15 protein-coding genes are annotated in these 21,534 nt (G+C 64.0%); 7 read left to right on the forward strand and 8 right to left on the reverse strand.

Annotation, left to right across the window (positions count from 1 at the left end):
- Positions 1–347: 347 nt before the first annotated feature.
- The 5 genes from FQ664_RS17540 to tpx all read right to left on the reverse strand — a co-directional run bounded on the left by FQ664_RS17540 (position 348) and on the right by tpx (position 10,269).
- On the reverse strand, positions 348–1,835 hold the full coding sequence (locus tag FQ664_RS17540) for an efflux transporter outer membrane subunit (protein ID WP_144173692.1): 1,488 nt from the start codon (positions 1,833–1,835) through the stop codon (positions 348–350).
- Positions 1,832–4,939, reverse strand: a complete 3,108-nt coding sequence (locus FQ664_RS17545; protein ID WP_144173693.1) for an efflux RND transporter permease subunit — start codon at positions 4,937–4,939, stop codon at positions 1,832–1,834. The genes FQ664_RS17540 and FQ664_RS17545 overlap by 4 nt, the downstream gene beginning before the upstream one ends.
- The gene (locus tag FQ664_RS17550; RefSeq protein WP_144173694.1) at positions 4,936–8,034 is read right to left on the reverse strand and encodes an MdtB/MuxB family multidrug efflux RND transporter permease subunit; all 3,099 of its coding nucleotides are present in this window, start codon (positions 8,032–8,034) and stop codon (positions 4,936–4,938) included. The genes FQ664_RS17545 and FQ664_RS17550 overlap by 4 nt, the downstream gene beginning before the upstream one ends.
- A complete protein-coding gene (locus FQ664_RS17555) occupies positions 8,031–9,353 on the reverse strand; it encodes an MdtA/MuxA family multidrug efflux RND transporter periplasmic adaptor subunit (protein WP_144173696.1) in 1,323 nt (440 codons plus the stop codon). The genes FQ664_RS17550 and FQ664_RS17555 overlap by 4 nt, the downstream gene beginning before the upstream one ends.
- 415 nt (positions 9,354–9,768) lie before the next feature.
- On the reverse strand, positions 9,769–10,269 hold the full coding sequence (gene tpx / locus FQ664_RS17565; protein WP_144173698.1) for a thiol peroxidase: 501 nt from the start codon (positions 10,267–10,269) through the stop codon (positions 9,769–9,771).
- 369 nt (positions 10,270–10,638) lie between these two features.
- Between tpx and FQ664_RS17570 the strand changes: the two genes are divergently transcribed.
- The gene (locus FQ664_RS17570; protein WP_144173700.1) at positions 10,639–11,823 is read left to right on the forward strand and encodes a Bcr/CflA family efflux MFS transporter; all 1,185 of its coding nucleotides are present in this window, start codon (positions 10,639–10,641) and stop codon (positions 11,821–11,823) included.
- A 73-nt stretch (positions 11,824–11,896) separates the two neighbouring features.
- Here FQ664_RS17570 and FQ664_RS17575 read toward each other — a convergent pair whose 3' ends face one another.
- The 3 genes from FQ664_RS17575 to FQ664_RS17585 form a co-directional block, all read right to left on the reverse strand.
- Positions 11,897–13,177: a serine/threonine transporter gene (locus tag FQ664_RS17575; protein ID WP_144173702.1), complete on the reverse strand. Its 1,281-nt coding sequence runs from the start codon at positions 13,175–13,177 to the stop codon at positions 11,897–11,899.
- A 296-nt stretch (positions 13,178–13,473) separates the two neighbouring features.
- The gene (locus FQ664_RS17580) at positions 13,474–14,670 is read right to left on the reverse strand and encodes an amino acid aminotransferase (protein ID WP_144173704.1); all 1,197 of its coding nucleotides are present in this window, start codon (positions 14,668–14,670) and stop codon (positions 13,474–13,476) included.
- Positions 14,671–14,903: 233 nt separating this feature from the next.
- A complete protein-coding gene (locus tag FQ664_RS17585) occupies positions 14,904–15,929 on the reverse strand; it encodes an Ldh family oxidoreductase (protein WP_144173706.1) in 1,026 nt (341 codons plus the stop codon).
- Between the two features lie 143 nt (positions 15,930–16,072).
- Here FQ664_RS17585 and FQ664_RS17590 point away from each other — a divergent pair, with 143 nt between their 5' ends.
- The 6 genes from FQ664_RS17590 to FQ664_RS17615 all read left to right on the forward strand — a co-directional run bounded on the left by FQ664_RS17590 (position 16,073) and on the right by FQ664_RS17615 (position 21,385).
- Positions 16,073–16,945 carry a MurR/RpiR family transcriptional regulator gene (locus tag FQ664_RS17590; protein WP_144173708.1) on the forward strand — a complete coding sequence of 291 codons (873 nt, stop codon included), beginning with the start codon at positions 16,073–16,075 and terminating at the stop codon, positions 16,943–16,945.
- 22 nt (positions 16,946–16,967) lie between these two features.
- On the forward strand, positions 16,968–17,720 hold the full coding sequence (locus FQ664_RS17595; RefSeq protein ID WP_085692808.1) for a transporter substrate-binding domain-containing protein: 753 nt from the start codon (positions 16,968–16,970) through the stop codon (positions 17,718–17,720).
- A gap of 172 nt (positions 17,721–17,892) precedes the next feature.
- Positions 17,893–18,612, forward strand: a complete 720-nt coding sequence (locus tag FQ664_RS17600) for an ABC transporter permease (RefSeq protein ID WP_144173709.1) — start codon at positions 17,893–17,895, stop codon at positions 18,610–18,612.
- Entirely contained in the window at positions 18,609–19,319 is a 711-nt protein-coding gene (locus FQ664_RS17605) for an ABC transporter permease (protein WP_025338833.1), read from the forward strand. Before FQ664_RS17600 ends, FQ664_RS17605 begins: the two co-directional genes overlap by 4 nt.
- Positions 19,320–19,335: 16 nt before the next feature.
- Complete coding sequence (locus tag FQ664_RS17610; protein WP_144173710.1) at positions 19,336–20,580, forward strand: NAD(P)/FAD-dependent oxidoreductase; 1,245 nt, start codon at positions 19,336–19,338, stop codon at positions 20,578–20,580.
- 22 nt (positions 20,581–20,602) lie between these two features.
- Positions 20,603–21,385 carry an amino acid ABC transporter ATP-binding protein gene (locus FQ664_RS17615; RefSeq protein WP_144173711.1) on the forward strand — a complete coding sequence of 261 codons (783 nt, stop codon included), beginning with the start codon at positions 20,603–20,605 and terminating at the stop codon, positions 21,383–21,385.
- The last annotated feature ends 149 nt before the right edge of the window (positions 21,386–21,534 follow it).

Raw genomic sequence — 21,534 nt, forward strand, 5'->3', positions numbered from 1 at the left:
CCCAGCCCTTTGGGCTGCGCTGTCGCATAGAGAACTGAATTCGCAAGCGGTCCGTGCATCCTGTGGGAGCGGCTTTAGCCGCGAAGAATCCAACGCGGTGCATGGCACCGGCTGTGCCGGTGTTCGCGGCTAAAGCCGCTCCCACAGGGGCCCTGCTAATTCAACGAGTTATGTGCAGTTCTATGAGAGCTGGCTTGCCGGCGATNGCTAAAGCCGCTCCCACAGGGGCCCTGCTAATTCAACGAGTTATGTGCAGTTCTATGAGAGCTGGCTTGCCGGCGATGAGGCCGGTACAGGCAATACGAGACGGTTGCGCCCAGAGCGTACGTTTGCGCTCGAGGCCCCGATCAATCCTGCTCAGCAAACGCCTGCCCGGCGTCCCAACCACCGCCCAGCGCGGCAACCAACTGCACGCTGGCCACCAGCCGTCCCTGCAGCAGGTTCAACACACTGCGCTCGTTGCTCAGCGCCGTGGTCTGCACGTTGACCACATCCAGGTAGCCGATCAGCCCGGCACGGTACTGGTTCTCGGTCAGGCGCAGCGACTCGCGGGCGGCATCCAGTGCCTCCTGGCGCACCACCGCTTCATCGCCATACACCTTCAACTGCACCAGCAGGTTTTCCACTTCCTTGAAGCCATCAAGCACGGTCTGGCGGTACTGCGCCACGGTCTGGTCATACACCGCCACCGTGCGGTCCACCTCGGCGCTGCGCTTGCCGGCGTCGAACAAGCTCAGCGCCAGCTGCGGGCCCACCGACCAGTAGCGGTTGGGCAGTTCGATCCAGTTGCTGAAGCTGCTGCTGGAGTAACCGCCACTCATGCTCAGGCTCAGGTCCGGGAAATACGCCGCCCGCGACACACCGATGTTGGCGTTGGCAGCCATCACGTTGCGTTCGGCGGCAGCGATGTCCGGGCGCCGTTCCAGCAATTGCGAGGGCAAGGCCAGCGGAATGTGCGGCAGCGCCGGAATGGCCTTGCTGTCGGCCAGGGCGAAGTCGGCGGGAGTCTTGCCCAGCAAAACGGCAATGGCGTTCTCGAACTGCGCGCGCTGCCAGACCAGGTCGATCAGGTCGGCCTGGGTGCTCTTGAGCTGGGTACGCGCCTGGGCCACCGCATCCGGGCCGGCAACGCCGGCACGGTACTGGTTTTCGTTCATTCGCAGCGAGCGTTCATAGGCTGCCACGGTGGCTTCCAACAGGCGCTTCTGCTCGTCGATCACCCGCAACTGCAAGTAGTTCTGCACCAGTTCCGACTGCTGGCTGAGGCGGATCGAGGCCAGGTCGGCCAGACTGGCTTCGGCACTGGCTTCGTTGGCATTGAGGGCCTCGCGCAGCTTGCCCCACAGGTCGATTTCCCAGCTGACACCCAGCTGGGCGTTGTAGGTGTTGCGAATGCCGCTGCTGTTGTTCGACAGGCTCGAGCTGGAGCTGCCGGTGCCCTGGGCCGAACGGGTCTTGCCGACGCTGAGGTCCAGGCTGGGGAACAGCGCCGCCCGGCTGCTGCGCACCAGCGCCTGGGCCTGGCGGTACTGTGCCTCCGATTGCGCCACGGTCTGGTTGCTGCGATTGAGCTCTTCGACCAACGCATTGAGGCCGGCATCGCCGTAGATTTCCCACCAGGCGCCGCGGGCGATGGCATCGGACGGCGTGGCCTGGGTCCAGCCTTCAGCGTGCTTGAACTGCGCCGTGCTGCTCAGCTCAGGGCGGTGGTAATCCGGGCTCAGGGTGCAGGCGCTGAGCAAGGCGACGCACAACCCGGCGCCGAGCAGGCGCGAGCCACGCCCACGGGTCAGCGTCTGCAGGGCACGGTGAAGTGGGGTCTGGGCAAAAGTCATAGCGGGGTTTCCAGGGCGGCGTCGGTGCGCACGCCGCGCCAACGGTTGAAACGGTGACGCAGGCGGTCCAGGTACAGGTAGACCACCGGTGTCGTGTAAAGGGTGAGGACCTGGCTGAACACCAGGCCACCGATGATGGTCAGGCCCAGCGGTTGGCGCATTTCCGCGCCTTCGGCGCGGCTCAGCAGCAGCGGCAAGGCCCCGAGGATGGCCGCCAGGGTAGTCATCAGGATCGGCCGCAGGCGCAGCAGGCAGGCCCGACGGATCGACTCTTCCGGTGTCAGGCCCTGGTGGCGCTCCAGCTGCAAGGCCAGGTCGATCATCAGAATGGCGTTCTTCTTCACCACACCGATCAGCAGGAACAGCCCCAGCAGCGAGATCAGGCTGAACTCGCCGCCGGTGACGTACAACGCCAGCAAGGCACCGACGCCGGCCGAGGGCAGTGTCGAGAGGATGGTCAGCGGGTGAATGTAGCTTTCGTAGAGGATACCCAGCACCAGATAAACCAGCACCAGCGCGCCAAGGATCATCAGCGGCTGGCCTTCCTGGGTCTTGGCAAAGGCATCGGCAGTACCACCGAGCTTGGCGATCACTTCCTCGGGCAAGCCCAGCTTGGCCACCGCACGTTCCAGCGCCGCCATGGCCTGGTCGGGGCTGTAGCCTTCGGCGACGTCAAAGGCGATGCTTTCGGCGGCGAACTGGCCTTCGTGGCTGACCCGGTCGTTGGCCAGGCTGTTCTCGTAATGGGCAATGGTCGACAGCGGTACGCGGGCACCGTCGGCGGTAATCACCTGCACCTGCTCGAGGGTGCTCGGGTCCCAGGCGTACTTCGGGTTGATCTCCAGCACCACTTGGTACTGGTTGAGGCTGTCGTAGATGGTGGAGATCTGCCGCTGGCTGTAGGCGTTGTTCAGCACCGTGGTGACCATGTCCATGTCGATGCCCAGGCGCTTGGCCTGGTCGCGGTCGACCACCAGGGTCACCTGCTGGGTGCCGGCACCGTCGCGGGCGTCGATAGCAGTCAGCTGCGGCAGTGTACGCAGCGCCGCCACCACTTTCGGGAACCATTCGCGCAACGCCGTCAGGTCGCCGCTCTGCAGGGAGTACAGGTACTGCGAAGAGGTCTGCTCACGGCCACCGCCGCCCAGCTGCAAGTCCTGGTCGGCCATCAGGAACAGGCGCCCACCGGGTACCTTGGGCATCTCCTTGCGCAGGCGCTCGATCACCTTCTGCGCATCGATCTTGCGCTCGCTGATCGGCTTCAGGCGCACCAGCACAAAGGCGTTGTTGGTGCCGCTGTTGCCGCCGATGAAGCCGGCAACGCTCTGCACTGCCGGGTCGGCCAGCAAGGCGCGGCGGTAGATTTCCATTTTCGGTTGCATCACGCTGAACGACAGGCCGTCGTCACCACGGATGAAGCCCATCAGCTGGCCGGTGTCCTGCTGCGGCATCAGCGCCTTGGGCACCACCACGTACAGGGCAATGTTGATGCCGATGGTGGCCAACAGGCTGATCAGAGTCAGGCGCTTGTGGCGCAGGGCCCAGCCCAGGCTGCGGTCATAGGCATCGACCATGCGCTGGTGCAGCTGGTCGCTCCAGCGCTGCAGGCGGGTCGGCTCGGCCTGGTGCGGCTTCAGCCAGCGGGCGCACAGCATCGGTGTGAGGGTCAGCGACACCACCAGCGATACGATGATCGCCGCCGCCAGGGTGATGGAGAACTCCTGGAACAGGTTGCGCACGATACCACCCATGAACAGGATGGAGACGAACACCGCCACCAGCGACACGTTCATCGACAGCAAGGTGAAACCCACTTCCCTGGCACCGAGGAAGGCCGCCTTCATCGGCGGCTGGCCGTCCTCGATGTGCCGGGAGATGTTCTCCAGCACCACGATGGCGTCGTCGACCACCAGGCCGGTGGCGAGGATCAGCGCCATCAGCGACAGGTTGTTGAGCGAGAAGCCGCACAAGTACATGACCGCAAAGGTACCCACCAGCGACACCGGCACCGCCAGGCTGGGGATCAGCGAGGCACGCAGGCTGCCGAGGAACAGGTAGACCACCAGAATCACCAGCACCACCGCGATCAGCAGGGTGTGCTCGGCTTCCTTGAGGGTGGCCTTGATCACTGGCGAGCGGTCCATGGCCACGTTCAGTTGCACGCTGGCCGGCAGCAGCGACTGCAGGGCCGGCAGTTGCGCCTTGATCTGGTCTACCGTTTCGATGATGTTGGCCCCGGTCTGGCGGTTGACCACCAGCAGCACCGCGCTCTGGTCATTGAAGAAGCCGCTGTTGTAGCGGTTCTCGACGCCGTCGGTGATGGTCGCCACGTCGGACAGGCGCAGGATGGTGCCGTTCTGCTGGCGGATCACCACCGGCTCGTAGTCCTTGGCGCCTTCCAGCTGGTCATTGGCACGCACCTGCCAGCTGCGCTCGGCGTCCTCGACAAAGCCCATCGGCCGGCGCTGGTTGGCGTTGGACACCGCAGTGCGTACTTCATCCAGAGACAGGCCGTACTGGTTGAGCAGTTGCGGCTCGACGGCAATCCGCACTGCCGGCAGCGAACTGCCACCGATCTGCACCTCCCCTACCCCCGGCACCTGGGCCAGGCTCTGCGACAGGATGGTGTCGGCCAGGTCGTACAGCTGGCCTTTCTGCAGCACATCCGAGGTCAGCGACAGCACCATGATCGGCGCCTGCGAGGGGTTGATCTTCTTGTAGGTGGGCATGCTGCGCATACCGCTGGGCAGCAGGTTGCGGGTGGCGTTGATCGCCGCCTGCACTTCGCGCGCCGCTCCGTCGATGTCGCGGCCCATCTCGAAGCCGATGATCACCCGCGTGGAGCCCTGGTTGGAGCTGCTGGTCAGGGTGGTCACGCCGGCAATGCTGCCCAGCTTGCGCTCCAGCGGCGTGGCCACGGTGGACGCCATCACTTCCGGGCTGGCGCCGGACAGGTTGGCCGACACCACGATCACCGGGAAGTCCATCTGTGGCAGCGGTGCCACCGGCAGCAGGCCGAAGCTGACCCCGCCCAGCAGCATGATCGCCAGGCTCAACAGCATGGTCGCCACCGGGCGACGGATGAAAGGACCGGACAGGTTCATGCCTCGGCCTGCTTCACGTCAGTGGCCGGGCGCCAGCGACGGGCCAGGCGGTCGAAGTACAGATAGATGACCGGGGTGGTGAACAGCGTCAGCACCTGGCTGACCAGCAACCCGCCGACCATCACCAGGCCCAGCGGCTGGCGCAGCTCGGCGCCGGAACCGGTGGCGAGCATCAGCGGCACGGCGCCGAACAGCGCGGCCAGGGTGGTCATCAGGATCGGCCGGAAGCGCAGCAGCGCCGCCTGGTAGATGGCATCACGCGGGCTCATGCCCTGCTGGCGCTCGGCCTCGAGGGCGAAGTCGATCATCATGATCGCATTCTTCTTGACGATGCCGATCAGCAGGATGATGCCGATGATGGCGATCATGCCCAGGTCGTTGCCGCTGATGAGCAAGGCCAGCAAGGCACCGACCGCCGCCGACGGCAGGGTCGAAAGAATGGTCACCGGGTGGATGTAGCTCTCGTACAGCACGCCCAGCACGATGTACATGGTCACCACCGCCGCCAGGATCAGCAGCAAGGTGCTCGACAGCGATGCCTGGAAGGCCTGCGCCGCGCCCTGGAAGCGGGTCTGCACGCCCAGCGGCATGCCGATGTCCTTTTGTACCTGCTCAATCACCTGCACCGCCTCGCCCAGCGACGCGCCGTGGGCCAGGTTGAACGACAGGGTCACCGCCGGGAACTGGCCGATGTGGGAAATGGCCAGCTGGGCCTGGCGCTGCTCGATGCGCGCCAGCGCCGACAGGCGCACCTGACCACCATCGGTGGCCTTGACGTGGATCGACTCCAGTGCCTGCGGGCCGATCACTGCCGCATCCTGCGACTGCAGCACCACGCGGTACTGGCTGGCCTGGGTGTAGATGGTCGAGATCTGCCGCTGGCCGAAGGCGTCGTACAGGGCGTTGGTGATCTGCGATACGCTGATCCCTAAGCGGCTGGCCATGTCGCGGTCGATCACCAGGTACACCTGCAGTCCCTTGTCCTGCAGATCGCTGGCCACGTCGGCCAGTTCCGGGCGCTGCTGCAGCGCCTGCACCAGCTTGCCGCTCCACTGCGCCAGCAACTCGGCGTCCGGTGACGACAGGCTGAACTGGTACTGGGTACGGCTGACCCGGTCTTCGATGCTCAGGTCCTGCACCGGCTGCATGAACAGGCGGATGCCCACCAGCCGGTCGACTTGCGGCTGCAGGCGGTTGATCACCTCGCTGGCAGTGACATCACGCTCGCCATGGGGCTTGAGGTTGATCAGCAGGCGGCCGCTGTTGAGCGTGGCGTTGTCGCCATCGACGCCGATGTAGGACGACAGGCTCTGCACCGCCGGGTCCTGCAGGATCACCTTGCTCAGGGCCTGCTGGCGTTCGCTCATGGCGGCGAACGAGGTGGACTGCGGCGCTTCGGAAATGCCCTGGATCACCCCGGTGTCCTGCACCGGGAAGAAGCCCTTGGGCACCACCATGTACAGGAACACGGTCAGTGCCAGGCTGGCCACGGCCACCAGCAGCGTCAGCGGCTGGCGCTTGAGCACCCACTGCAGGGCGCTGCCGTAGTGCCTGATCAGCCAGTCTATCCAGGCGCCACTGGCGCGGTAAAACCGGCCCTGTTCTTCTGCCTTGGGCTCGCGCTTGAGCAGGCGCGCGCACATCATCGGCGTCAGGGTCAGCGATACCACCAGGGAAATCAGGATGGCTACCGCCAGGGTGATGGCAAACTCGCGGAACAGGCGACCGACCACATCGGCCATGAACAGCAGCGGGATCAGTACCGCAATCAGCGAGAAGGTCAGCGAGATCAGGGTGAAGCCGATTTGCCGGGCGCCCTTGAGCGCCGCCTGCATGGGCGTCTCGCCCTCCTCGATGTGCCGGGAGATGTTCTCCAGCATGACGATGGCATCGTCGACCACGAAGCCGGTGGCGATGGTCAGGGCCATCAGCGTCAGGTTGTTGACCGAGAAGCCGGCCAGGTACATCACGCCAAAGGTGCCGATCAGCGACAATGGCACGGCGATCGACGGGATGAGGGTGGCACTGAAGCGGCGCAGGAAGACGAAAGTAACCATTACCACCAGGGCGATGGCGATCAGCAGTTCGTGCTGTACGTCCTTGACCGCGGCGCGGATGGTCTGGGTGCGGTCGGTGAGCACCGAAACATCGAGGCCGGCCGGCAGGTTGTCGGTGATCGACGGCAGCAGCGCCTTGATGCGGTCGACCACTTCGATGACGTTGGCGCCCGGCTGGCGCTGGATGTTCAGCAGCACCGCATGGTTTTCATTGGCCCAGGCAGCCAGACGCTCGTTTTCGGCGCCGTCGACGATTTCGGCCACGTCTTTGAGACGCAGGGGTGCGCCGTTGTTGTAGGCCAGGATCAGGTTGGCGTATTCCTCAGGGGAGCGCAGCTGGTCGTTGGCGTCGAGCATCGACACCCGGGTCGGGCCGTCGAAGTTGCCTTTGGGCTGGTTGACGTTGGAGGCGCCGATCAGGGTGCGTACGTCCTCCAGGTTCAGGCCGTTGGCGGCCAGGGCATCGACGTTGACCTTGATCCGCACCGCCTGGCGCTGGCCGCCGGCGATGCTGACCATGCCCACACCGCTGATCTGCGCGAGCTTCTGTGCCACGCGAGTATCAACCAGGTCGTTGAGCTTGGGTAACGGCATGGTCTTGCTGGAGATGGCCAGGGTCAGCACCGGGGTATCGGCCGGGTTGACCTTGTTGTACACCGGCGGTGCCGGCAGGTCGCTGGGCAGCAGGTTGCTGGCGGCGTTGATCGCGGCCTGCACCTGTTGCTCGGCAACGTCCATGTTCATGTCGAGGTTGAAGCGCAAGGTCAGCACCGAGGCGCCGCCGGAGCTGGTCGAGGCCATCTGCTCCAGGCCCGGCATCTGGCCGAACTGGCGTTCCAGCGGCGCGGTAACGGCGCTGGTCATGACCTGCGGGCTGGCCCCCGGGTACAGGGTCATGACCCGGATGGTCGGGTAGTCCACCTGCGGCAAGGCGGAAACCGGCAGCAACTTGTAGGCGATCAGGCCGGCCAGGACGATGGCCAGCATGCTCAGCGTGGTGGCAACCGGCCGCAGGATGAACAGGCGCGAGAGGTTCATGCGCCCGCCTTGCCTGCTGCGTTGCCAGACTGTGCTTCACCGGGCTGCACATCACCCGTGCGTGCCGAACCCTTGGCCTCCTGGCCTTGCAGGTGCTGGCCCGGGGTGGTCGGCACTTGCGAGCTGTCTTCGACCACCTCCACCTTGGTGCCTTCGCGCAGGCGGTCGGTGCCTTCCAGCACCAGGCGGTCGCCGGCCTTGAGGCCTTCGAGGATTACGCTGTTCTCGCCGTCGCTGGCCCCCACCTTGACCTTGCGCACATTCACCTTGCTCTCGGCGTTGACCACATAGGCGAAGGTGCCGTCGTTACCGAACTGGATGGCCGCCGCCGGGGCCATGGTCACCTGCTTGAGGGTGTCGGCCAGCAGGCGCACGTTGACGAACTGGTTGGGGAACAGGGCCAGGTCCTTGTTCTCGAAGCTGCCCTTGAACTTGAGGGTGCCGGTGGTGGTGTCGATCTGGTTGTCGATGCTGCCCAGCACACCGGTGGACTGCAGCTTGCTGTCACTGCGGTCCCAGGCCTCGACCGGCAGGCTGGCGCCGCTGCGGTAGCGCTCCAGCACGGTGCTCAGCTCGGTTTCCGGCAGGGTGAAGGCGACGCTGATCGGCTCGGTCTGGGTGATCACCACCAGCGCGGTAGTGTCGTTGGCCGCCACCAGGTTGCCCAGATCGAGCTGGCGCAGGCCCACGCGGCCGTTGATCGGCGCGCGAATCTGGCTGAAATCGAGGTTCAGGCGGGCGTCGTTGACCTGCGCCTGGTTGGTCTTCACCAGCCCCTGGAACTGCGCCACCTGCGCTTCGGCGGTATCGAGGGTTTGCTTGGCGATGCTGTCTTCGGCATACAGGCCTTTATAGCGGGCCAGGTCGACCTGGGCGTTCTTCAGCTGCGCCTGGTTCTGCGCCAGGGTGCCTTCGGCCTGTTGCAGGGCGATGCGGTACGGGCGCGGGTCGATCTCGGCGAGCAGGTCGCCGGCCTTGACCTGCTGGCCCTCCTTGAAGTGGATCTTCACCAGCTCGCCAGCCACGCGGCTGCGCACGTTGACGGTGTTGGTCGCGGTGACGGTGCCCAAGGCCTTGTAGTACAGCGGGAAGTCGCCCACCCGCACCGGTTCTACACGCACCGGCACCGGGTCGCTGGAGCTGCCGAAGCCCGGGCGGCCGCCCATCATGCCCATGCCCTTGCCACCGCGCCCGCCACTGGCTTCTTTAGGCGCAGGCGCCGCTGCGGGCCACAGCCACCAGGCCAGTGCAGCCACCAGCAGCAGGATCAGCAGGCCGACGAGCCAGCGACGAGGGGAACGGGAATTGGACGCTTGCATGGGTTGAACGAACCTTGTTCGGAATGACGACTTGGGGAGGATGAACGATAAGCACTGGCATCGTTTTAGCAAAGCGCCTTTACCAGAGGTTTACCTTTGCCTGACGTTGCCAAGGGGTTGAACTTTAAATGAAAACGGCCCGGAACAGGTTCCGGGCCGTTTACAGGGTGTTGCCTGGAGCGGTGGCGGGCTAGAAGGTTTCCGCTGCCTGTGCCGACCCCTTCGCGGGTAAACCCGCTCCCACAGGTACCGCACAGGTTTCAAAGGCTGTGATATCCCTGTGGGAGATGGCCCAGCCCTTTGGGCTGCGCTGTCGCATAGAGAACTGAATTCGCAAACGGTCCGTGCATCCTGTGGGAGCGGCTTTAGCCGCGAAGGGGCCGGAACAGGACTCAGCCGCCCTGCCCCACACCCCTTACTTCAGTACAGCCAGCGCCGCCTCGTAGTTCGGCTCGTCAGCGATTTCGCCAACCAGTTCGCTGTGCAGCACCTTGTCGTTCTCGTCCAGCACCACCACGGCACGGGCGGCCAGGCCGGCGAGCGGGCCATCGGCGATGGCCACGCCGTAGTTTTCGAGGAACTCGCCGCCACGCAGGGTCGACAGGTTCTTCACGTTGTCCAGGCCTTCGGCGCCGCAGAAGCGTGCCTGGGCGAACGGCAGGTCGGCGGAAATGCACAACACCACGGTATTGGCTACATCGTTGGCCTGGGCGTTGAACTTGCGCACGGAAGTAGCGCAGGTCGGGGTGTCGACGCTCGGGAAGATGTTCAGCACCTTGCGCTTGCCGGCGTAGTCTTGCAGCGATTTGTCAGCCAGGCCTTCACCGACCAGGGAGAAAGCCGGCGCCTGGGCGCCGGTTTTCGGCAGCTCGCCTTTGACCTGAACCGGGTTGCCTTTGAGAGTCACTTGAGCCATGACGAAATCCTTATGCGGGGTTTGAAAAGGACTCTGAGTTAAGCATGAAGGCGTCCGGGTGCCTATGGGGAAATGTGAAATTGTTCTTTGGCCAGACTATTTTTGTGGACAAAATGCTGATACCAGCAGTCACGTCCAGCTGCCATGCCCCCAGCCCGCCCCGAATACGAGCCTGCTACAAAGTTGGTTTTTTAATTGACATGAACTGTTTACAAATCCCTGGCGCGGTTTGTGCTCGAGGTTTTAGGAGCAAGTTGAGCCGACCGCCGATAAGTGCCAAGGTAAAAAGCCCTACAACTTTATCGGAAGTTTCGCCACTCAATTAATCTTGCACATCTTCAACGTGTCGCTACCATCAGATGCGACGCAATAACGCGGCGCTTGCATGGAGATTCAAATCTGCACTCGACATTGCTGATTCTGTTGTGTCTGTTAGGTGTATTTCCGCTGGATGTGATCCTCCCATCATTCCCTGCGCTCTCAGATGAGTTTCGGGTCGACGCAAAGCAGATAGCGTACTCGGTGAGCTTTTTTGCTATTGGCGTTGCCATGGCGCAAATAGTGATCGGCCCACTGTCGGATGGCATCGGGCGCAAGCGTTTGCTGCTCGCCGGGTTGGGAGTGTCCATTGCCGGGGCGCTCGGTTGCGTATTTTCAACCAACTATGAAACGTTCATGGCGTTTCGTTTAGTGCAGGCCCTGGGTTGCGGCAGCCTCGTGCTAGGGCAGGCGCTTGTGCAGGACCTGTACAGGGGTAAACAGCGCAATGCCATGCGAATCCTGTTAACCAGCGCAAGTGGGTTGTTCATCTCCCTGTCACCACTTGCAGGTGCCCTTCTCCAACAGTCCTTTGGCTGGGAGGCAAGCTTTACAGGATTCGCGATCATCGCTGCGATCGTTTCACTTTTATCGTATGTGCTGCTTGATGACACACCTGCGCTGCACCAACGGGCGGCAGGCATGTCCAGTTATCTGGTGATGCTGCGCGACAGGGCCTATCTTGCGTATTCCATGCAGTCCAGCCTCGCCTTTGCCTGCCATTTTTCCTTTATCGTCATAGCGCCATTGCTGCTGATGGGCAGGCTGGAGCTGACGACCTATCAATTCTCCATTGTATTTATCGGCTATGGGTTGGCCTATATCGCCGGCGGGGTAGCTGCGACCTATTTGAACCATCGGGTAAGCCCGCAGGTTCAAATAAAAGCGGGCTTTCTGCTTATAAGTACTGCGGGCGTCACCCTTTTGATTTGGGAGCGGCTAGCAGGGTTGTCTGTGGTGGGTGTTCTGCTACCGATGATTGTCTGTACTACCGGGACAACTCTGGTGCGCCCGGCTGCGACGACCCAAGCCTTGGCGCGCTATACGCATCAGGCAGGTGCGGCAGCCTCGCTCAACACGACATTGCTGTTCGCTGGCGCGGGTTTGACTAGCAGTGTGGTCGCAGGCTTCGAAAGTACGCTTCCGGAGGGCTTGGGGTTACTGTTCGTGGTGGCCAGCCTCTGTGGATGGTGGCTGCTTGTGTGCACCAAGGACGATGAAATGCAGCGCTGCTGAAACCTTGATCAGGCTTAAAAGAAAGCCCGGGTGGCGACAGCCGACCCGGGCATTCTTTATTGCAGGCGGCGAATCAGCCCAGCAGGCCGTACACCACCGAGGTCAGCGCAACGAGGCCGACCACCACCACGAACACGTTTGAGGCAGCACCACTGTACTTGCGCATCGACGGCACGCGGCGGATGGCGTACATCGGCATCAGGAACAGCAGCACCGCGAGGATCGGCCCGCCGAGCGACTCGATCATGCCGAGGATGCTCGGGTTGAGGGTGGCGACGATCCAGCACACCACCAGCATCAGCGCGGCAACTACGCGGTCGAGGGCCTTGGCACTCGGGCGCGCGCCGGCCTTGGTGATGATGCCCTTCAGGCCTTCGCTCGCGCCGATGTAGTGGCCAAGGAACGACTTGGCGATGGCCACGAAGGCGATCAGTGGCGCAGCAAAGGCGATGGTCGGGTTGCTGAAGTGGTTGGCCAGGTACGACAGGATCGACAGGTTCTGCGCCTTGGCCTCGGCCAGCTGGGCGCTGCTCAGGGTGAGCACGCAGCTGAACACGAAGAACAGCACCATCACCACCATCAGCAGATGGGCACGGCGCAGGATCTGGCCGCTACGCTCATCGGCATGCTCGCCGTGGCGGCGCTTCTGGTCGACGGCAAAGGCGGAGATGATCGGCGAGTGGTTGAATGAGAACACCATCACCGGAATCGCCAGCCACAGGGTGTGCAGGAAGGCCGAGGCCGGCGGCAACTGGGTGGCGCTGTCGAGAATGCCACCGGTCCAGTGCGGCACCAGGTACAGGCCCAGCAACGCCAGGGCAACGATGAACGGGTAGACCAGCAGGCTCATGACCTTGACCGTGGCCTGCTCCCCGCAGCGCACGATGGCCAGCAGGCCGAGGATCAGCACGAACGACAGGATGGCCCGTGGCGGCGGCTGCATGTGCAGCTGGTGCTCGAGGAAGCTGGACACGGTGTTGGTCAGCGCCACGCTATAGATAAGCAGGATCGGGAAGATCGCGAAGAAGTACAGCACGGTGATCGAGGCACCGGCGCTAATGCCGAAGTGCTCCTTGACCACTTCGGTGATATCGCCGCCATCGCGCCCGGAAAGGACGAAACGGGTCAGCCCGCGGTGAGCGAAATAGGTCATCGGGAAGGCCAGTATGGCCAGGATCAGCAGCGGCCAGAAACCGCCAAGGCCGGCGTTGATCGGCAGGAACAGGGTTCCGGCGCCGATTGCTGTGCCGAACAGGCCCAGCATCCAGGTGGTGTCGTGACGCGACCAGCTGCCGAGGGTGGCGGGGGTCGATTCTGCAAAGCGTTGTTCAACGCTTGGGGCCTGCTCATTCATTCCGGGTGAAGCTCCACTCGCAAGACTGCAACAGGCTGAGAATGGCGAAATAGACGTTTCGCCCAACTCAACCGGGAAAGAGGAACGCGATTGTGCCCGGAAAGGTTGCACTTGCGAAGCCCTTTTCCGAGGAGCGGTTGCACTTGTCTTTACAAGGGGATTGCACCCAGAGGTTGCGTGCAGCCTGATCGCCGGCAAGCCAGCTGCCACACCGACCGCGTAGTGCTTGAGCCATACGCTCCCCCTGGGGGCGTCGGCTTGCCGGCGAAAGGGCCGCAAAGCGGCCCCGTGCGGTGTTACTTCTGGACGGCAGCGAACGCTTCGGCAACCCGTTGCAGGTTGGCCGGACGCAGGCCGGACATGCACACGCGGCCGCTGTCGATCAGGTACACGCCAAACTCGTCACGCAGGCGACGCACCTGCTCGACGCTGAAGCCGGTGTAGCTGAACATGCCGCGCTGGCGCAGGAAGAACTGGAAGTCCTGGCCTGGCAGCAGCACGGCCAGGGCATCGACCAGCGCCTGGCGCATGTCGAGGATACGTTTGCGCATCACTTCGACTTCCGCGGCCCACTGGGCATTGAGGGCGGCATCGCTCAGCACGCCAGCGACCAGCTGGGCGCCGAAGTTGGGTGGGCTGGAGTAGTTGCGGCGTACGGTAGCCTTGAGCTGGCCGAGCACGCTCTGGGCAGTGGCGTCATCGTCGCAGACCACCGACAGGCCGCCGACCCGCTCGCCGTAAAGCGAGAAGATCTTCGAGAACGAGTTGCTGACCAGGCACGGCACGCCGGCGCGGGCCATTTCGCGGATGGCGTAGGCGTCTTCCACCAGGCCTTCGGCAAAGCCCTGGTAGGCGATGTCGAGGAACGGGATCAGTTGGCGTGCCTTGACCACTTCAACCACTTGTTGCCACTGCTGCTGTTCCAGGTCGGCACCGGTGGGGTTGTGGCAGCACGGGTGCAGCAGCACCACGCTGTTGGCCGGCAGGGTCTGCAGGGTGGCCAGCATGCCATCGAAGTCCACGCCACGGGTGGCCTGGTCGAAGTACGGGTAGGTGTGTACCTTGAAACCGGCACCTTCGAAGATGGCGCGGTGGTTGTCCCAGGTCGGGTTGCTGACCCAGACTTCGGACTGCGGGAAGTAGCGCTTGAGGAAGTCGGCACCGACTTTCAGGGCGCCGGAGCCACCCACGGTCTGCACGGTGGCCACGCGCCCGCCGGTCACGGCCGGATGATCGGCACCGAACAGCAACGCCTGGATCGCCTGGCGGTAGCTGGCCAGGCCTTCCATCGGCAGGTACAGCGAGGCTTCGTGGTCCTGGCCGGCGATGCGTTTCTCCACCGCATCCACAGCCGCCAGTTGCGGCACCACGCCGGCCTCATCGTAGTACAGGCCGATACTCAGGTTGACCTTGTCGGCGCGCGGGTCGGCCTTGAAGGTTTCCATCAACGAGAGGATCGGGTCGCCGGCATAGGCATCGACATGTTTGAACACAGCGTGCAGCTCCTTGGATCAGGACAGTTCGAAAAGGCAGCCCTGAGCATACCCGGAGTGCAGGCTCAGGAACATCAACTATTGTGCAAGGTTGTCTATGCAACATTGCATGGCTGAGGATTTGTACTGGCAGTGAGGCCCTATCGCCGGCAAGCCAGCTCCCACAGGTACACCACAGGCCTTGGGGTTTGTGGTGTACCTGTGGGAGCTGGCTTGCCGGCGATAGGGCCGGGTCAGCCAAGCAACTCTTTCAGGCCTTGCAACTCCTGCTCGGTCAGCGCCACCCCTTCCTCATCGGCCACCTCACGCTCACGGTAACGCCGCTCGCCAGGCATGCGCATCAGCCCCACGGCCTGCATCTGCTCGACCAGTTCGCGGCTGCGCTGGGCAAACCGCTCGCCCTCGGCCTTGCTCGGGTCGATGACGATGATCAGCTGCCCGGTCCACGGCGTCTTCGCCCCCGGGTGCCCCGACCAGTCGAACTCCCAGGAGAAATGCCCACCGGTCAGCGCCGCCGCCAGCAACTCGACCATCATCGACAAGGCCGAGCCCTTGTGCCCGCCAAATGGCAGCAAAGCGCCGCCTTCCAGAATCGCCTTGGGGTCGGTGGTCGGCTCACCATTGGCATCCACCCCCATGCCCTCCGGCAATTGCTGGCCAGCGCGCGCGGCAATCTGTACGTCACCATGGGCCATGGCGCTGGTGGCCATGTCGAAGACGATCGGGTCATGTTCGGCGCACGGCGCGGCAAAGGCAATGGGGTTGGTGCCGAACAGCGGCTTGCGGGCGCCATGCGGCACCACGCAGGTCATGCTGTTGACCACGCTCAAGGCCACCAGGCCTTCATCGGCGAATGGCTCCACATCCGGCCACAGCGCGGCGAAGTGGTGCGAGTTGTGGATCGCCAGTACGGCGATACCGGCGTTGCGCGCCTTCGCCACCAACAATTCACGGGCCACCGCCAGCGCCGGCTGGGCAAAGCCGCCCGCGGCATCGACACGAACATAACCGGGCGCCACGTCGCTGACCTTTGGCGTGGCCCGGCCATCGACCCAGCCGCTGGCCAGGGTCGAGACATAGCCGGGCATGCGGAACACCCCATGGCTATGGGCACCATCGCGCTGGGCGCTGGCGCAGTTGTGGGCCAGCACCCGGGCCACGCTGTCGCTGCAGCCATGGCGCTGGAAGATGCTCTGCAACAGGCCCTGTAGCTCGGTAAAAGGCACGCGCACGGCGGTGCTGGTGGTAGGTGCGGACATCTGAAGCTCCTTGTTGGAATTGGAATGGCTACAGCGTTGCAACGACAAAAACTTTCCTGCATGTGACAGCTATCTGTCAAATATTGACTTGATGACAGAAAACAGCCATTTTCTTTCGCAAGCCTCACCCCTGGAGCCGCAGCATGAGCCAACTGATCAAGCAACGCCTGGAAAACAGCCTCGAAGGCGCCGCTGCTTCGGGCCGCAAGATCGCCAGCTACATGCTCGCCAACCTGCACGAACTGCCGTTCCAGACCTCGGCCAGCATTGCCGTCAAGCTGGGCGTAAGCGAATCCAGCGTCGGCCGTTTCTGCCGTTCATTGGGTTATGCCCACCTCAAGGCGTTGAAGCAAGACCTGCAGAACGACCTGGGCGATGGCCCGTGGCTGGTGGGTGACCGCCTGCAAGATTACCGCCAGAACCAGGACGCCAGCGACAACGCCGGTAGCCTGGAGCTGGAAATCGCCGCCCTGGTGCGCGTGCACGAGTATCGCCAGAGCAGCGCCTGGCACAGCGTCGCGCAACGCCTGGCGAGCAAGCGCCGGGTGTTCATCGCCGGTTTCCAGACCGAGCGCGGCATCGCCATGTGCATGAGCCACCTGCTGCAGTACCTGCGCGACGGCGTGCAACTGGTCGATATCAGTGCCGGGCACTTTGGTGAAGTGTTGCTGGGGCGCGCCGACGACAGCGCCCTGGTGGTGTTCGAAGCCCGCCGTTATTCCCGCCATGCCCTGCTGTTGTGCCAGAAGGCGCGCGAGGCTGGCATTGCCGTCACCCTGGTGACCGACCCCTTCTGTGACTGGGCTGATGCCAACGCCGACGAGGTGTTCCGCATCCCCACCGAGTTCAACCTGTTCTGGGAGTCCACCTCGACCATGCTGTCGTGGGTGCACCTGATGGTCAACGAGGTCTGCAAGAAGCTCGGACCGGATGTTGAAAAACGCTTGGAAGCAACTGCCGCTCTACATAACGAATTCGTCGGCTACACCTCGTGGTCGACGGGAAAACAACAATAGCAAGAGTGCAATGAGGTGCGAGATGAACAAGACCATGGCCTTGGTGGGTGCGTGCGCCCTGCTGCTGTCGGGTGCCGCCAGTGCCGAAACCCTGCGCTTCGCCACCGAGGGCGCCTACCCGCCCTTCAACTACGTAGACGCCAATAACCAGTTGCACGGCTTCGACGTGGACATCACCCATGCCCTGTGCGAGCAGATGAAAGTCGAGTGCACGCTGGTGGCCCAGGACTGGGAAGGCATCATCCCGGCGCTGATGGCACGCAAGTACGATGCAGTGGTCGCGTCGATGATCAACACCGAAGAGCGGCGCAAGAAGATCGCCTTCACCGACCACTACTACCGTACCCCGCTGACCGTCGCCGTGGCCAAGGACAGCAAGATCAACGACGCCCAGACCAACTTCGACGGCTACACCGTTGGCGCCCAGTCGTCGTCCACCCAGGCCATCTACGCCGAAGACGTCTACGCCAAGGCCGGTGCCGACGTGAAGCTGTACCCGACCATGGACGAAGCCAATGCTGACCTGGCCGCGGGCCGCCTGGATGGCGTGATTGCCGACAAATTCCCGCTGAACGAGTGGATGACCAAGAACGGCGGGGACTGCTGCAAGATCCTCGGCGACGTGGCCGACACCAAGGCCGATGCCGCCATTGCCGTGCGCAAGGACGACGAAGCCCTGCGTCAGCGCCTGAACACGGCACTGCAACAGATCGTGGCCAACGGCACCTACCAGAAGATCGCCAGCAAGTACTTCGCTTTCGATATCTACAACTGATCTTCAGGAAGTCTTGCGCATTCCCTGTGGGAGCGGCCTTGCGTCGCGATAGGGCCGCACTGCGGCCCCGGCAATCTTGTGCAGTTGCATAAATCCTGGGGCCGCTGCGCAGCCCTTTCGCGACACAAGGCCGCTCCCACAGAGAGCGCATTACAAGCCCAAGAGGTTCGTCATGCTCGATCAATTGTCCTTGCTGTCCTTCGCCAGTGGAGGCTGGGGCCAGGCGCTGCTGGCCGGCGCCCTGGTCACCGTGTCCCTGGCCCTGGCCTGCCTGCCCATCGGCCTGCCGCTGGGTCTGGTCGTCGCCCTCGCCGCACGCTCGCGCAAGCGCTTGCCGCGGGCCTGGGCCACCACCTTCTCCACCGTGTTCCGTGGCCTGCCGGAACTGCTGACACTGCTGATCATCTATTACGGCTGTCAGATCGCCGCGCAGAAGATCCTCGCGGCCATGGGCTACCAGGGTGAGTTCCTGATCAATACCTTCCTCGCCGCGATGATCGCCTTCAGCCTGGTGTTCGCCGCGTTCTCCAGCGAGATCTGGCTGGCAGCCTTCAAGACCCTGCCCAAGGGCCAACTGGAAGCCTGCTCGGCGCTGGGCCTGAGCAAGCGCACCGGCTTCTTCAAGGTGGTGCTGCCGCAACTGACCCGCATCGCCCTGCCCGGCCTGTCCAACAACTGGCTGTCGCTGCTCAAGGATACCTCGCTGGTATCCACCATCTCGCTGGTCGACCTGATGCGCCAGACCAACCTGGCCGTCAGCGTGACCAAGGAGCCGATGTTCTTCTATGGCGTCGCCTGCCTGGGCTACCTGCTGTTCGCCGCCATTTCCGGGCGTGTGTTCGCCTTCATCGAACGGCGCAGCAACCGCCACCTGCAAGGAGCACGCGCATGAGCTTCGAACAACTGCTGGCGCTGGTCCTCGACCCCGACCTGCTGGACCGCTACGGCCCGCGCTTCCTCGATGGCCTGCTGGTAACCGCCAAGCTGGTGGCGATTTCCTTCAGCCTGGGTGCCGTGCTCGGCCTGTTACTGGCCCTGGCGCGGATGTCGCGTAGCCTGCTGCTGCAGCGCATGGCCGCCGGCTATGTGTACTTCTTCCGCGGCTCGCCGCTGCTGGCCCAGCTGTTCCTGCTGTATTACGGCCTGGGCTCGCTCAAGGGCTTCTGGCAGGACGTCGGCCTGTGGTGGTTCTTCCGCGAGGCGTGGTTCTGCACCCTGCTGGCGTTCACCCTGAACACCGCCGCCTACCAGGCCGAGATCTTCCGCGGCAGCCTGATGGCCGTCGCCCCCGGTCAGCATGAAGCGGCGCGGGCGCTGAACCTGAAGCGCTCGACCACCTTCTTCAAGGTGATCCTGCCGCAGTCGTTGCTGGTGGCCATCGGCCCGCTGGGCAACGAACTGATCCTGATGATCAAGGCCAGCGCGATCGCCTCGCTGGTGACCATCTACGACTTGATGGGCGTGACCAAACTGGCCTTCTCGCGCAGTTTCGACTTCCAGATCTACCTGTGGGCCGCCGTGCTTTACCTGCTGATCGTCGAATTGGTGCGGCGCCTGCTGAAACACCTGGAAGCCCGCCTGGGCCGCCACCTGAACTGACCGAAGGATACGTTCCATGCATTGCCAGACCCTTGTCCTCGGCGCCGGCATCGTCGGCGTCAGCACCGCGCTGCACCTGCAGGCCCGCGGGCGCCAGGTGATCCTGATCGACCGCGACGAACCGGGCAGCGGCACCAGCCACGGCAACGCCGGGCTGATCGAGCGCTCCAGCGTGATCCCCTATGCCTTTCCCCGGCAACTGGGCGCGCTGCTGCGCTACGGCCTGAACCGCCAGCCCGATGTGCGTTACAGCCTGCTGCACCTGCCCAAGGCCGCCCCCTGGCTGTGGCGCTACTGGCGCCAGTCGGCCCCCGGGCGCCTGGCCGGAGCCGCCGCCGACATGCTGCCGCTGGTGCAGCGCTGCGTCGAGGAGCACGACGCCCTGATCGCTGCCGCCGGCCTGGAACAGCTGGTGCAGGCCAAAGGCTGGATCGAAGTGTTCCGTGACCCGGCACTGTTCGAGCAGGCCAAGGCCGACGCCAAGGGCCTGAGCCGTTATGGCCTGCAGTTCGAAATCCTCGAATGCGGGCAGTTGCAGGCCCGTGAGCACCAGCTGGACGCCAGCGTGGTCGGTGGCATCCACTGGCTCGACCCCAAGACCGTGAACAACCCCGGCGCCCTCACCCGTGGCTACGCCACCCTGTTCCTGCAACGCGGCGGGCAGTTCCTGCATGGCGATGCACGCAGCCTGCGCCAGGTCGACGGCCAATGGCGGGTAGACAGCCGCCGCGGCCCGATTACCGCCAACGAGGTGGTGGCCTGCCTCGGCCCGCAATCGGCCGACCTGTTCGGTGGCCTGGGCTACCAGATCCCGCTGGCGATCAAGCGTGGCTACCACATGCACTACAGCACCCGTGACGGCGCGCAACTGGAGCATTCCATCTGCGACACCCAGGGCGGCTACGTGCTGGCGCCAATGGCCCGTGGCGTGCGCCTGACCACCGGCATCGAATTCGACGCCAGCAGCGCGCCGGGCAACCAGATCCAGCTGGGCCGCTGCGAAGCCCTGGCGCGCAAGCTGTTCCCGGCGCTGGGCGAGCGCCTGGACGACAGCCCCTGGTTGGGTCGGCGCCCATGCCTGCCCGACATGCGCCCGGTGATCGGCCCGGCGCCGCGCCACCCGGGGCTGTGGTTCAACTTCGGCCACGCCCACCACGGCCTCACCCTGGGCCCGGTCAGCGGCCGGCTGCTGGCCGAGCTGGTCACCGGCGAACGGCCCTTCACCGACCCCGCGCCCTACAGCGCGACCCGTTTCGACTGAACCCCTGCGGGAGAACAACAAGATGACCGCACCACTGAGCCTTGCCACCCTTGCCCCCGAACCCGACCCGCGCCCGGTGCTGATCAGCATCGAAGGCCTGAACAAGCACTACGGCGCGTTCCACGTGCTGCGCGACATCGACCTGCAGGTGCGTGAAGGGGAACGCATCGTGCTGTGCGGGCCGTCCGGCTCGGGCAAGTCGACCCTGATCCGTTGCATCAACCGCCTGGAAGTGGCCCAGCTTGGCAGCATCAAGGTGGATGGCATCGACCTGGCGGCCACCACCCGCGAAGCGGCGCAGGTGCGCAGCGACATCGGCATGGTGTTCCAGCACTTCAACCTGTTTCCGCACATGAGCGTGCTCGACAACTGCCTGCTGGCCCCCACCAGCGTGCGCGGGTTGTCGCGCAAGGACGCCGAAGAGCGGGCGCGCATGTACCTGAGCAAAGTCGGCATCGAAAGCCAGGCACACAAGTACCCCAGCCAGCTGTCCGGTGGCCAGCAGCAGCGCGTGGCGATTGCCCGGGCGCTGTGCATGAAGCCGCGGATCATGCTGTTCGACGAGCCCACCTCGGCGCTGGACCCGGAGATGGTCGCCGAAGTGCTGGATGTGCTGGTGCAACTGGCCGGCACCGGCATGACCATGCTCTGCGTCACCCATGAAATGGGTTTTGCCCGTCAGGTAGCCGAGCGGGTGCTGTTCCTCGAGGGCGGGCAGATCATCGAAGACAGCCCGCCGCAGGTGTTCTTCAACCAGCCGCGTACCGAGCGGGCCAAGGGGTTCCTGGCGCAGATACTGCACTGAGACCTGTTCTGGCCTCTTCGCGGGTAAACCCGCTCCCACAGGTTCATCATTGGCCCTGAAGGCCAAGGTAATCCTGTGGGAGATTCTATGGCCGAAGGCAATTTCTCAGTAGAACCGTCTTCGGCCTCTTTCAGCAATCTCCAGGCACA

This window comes from Pseudomonas persica (assembly GCF_900291015.1).
In the GTDB taxonomy this organism is placed as follows: Bacteria; Pseudomonadota; Gammaproteobacteria; order Pseudomonadales; family Pseudomonadaceae; genus Aquipseudomonas.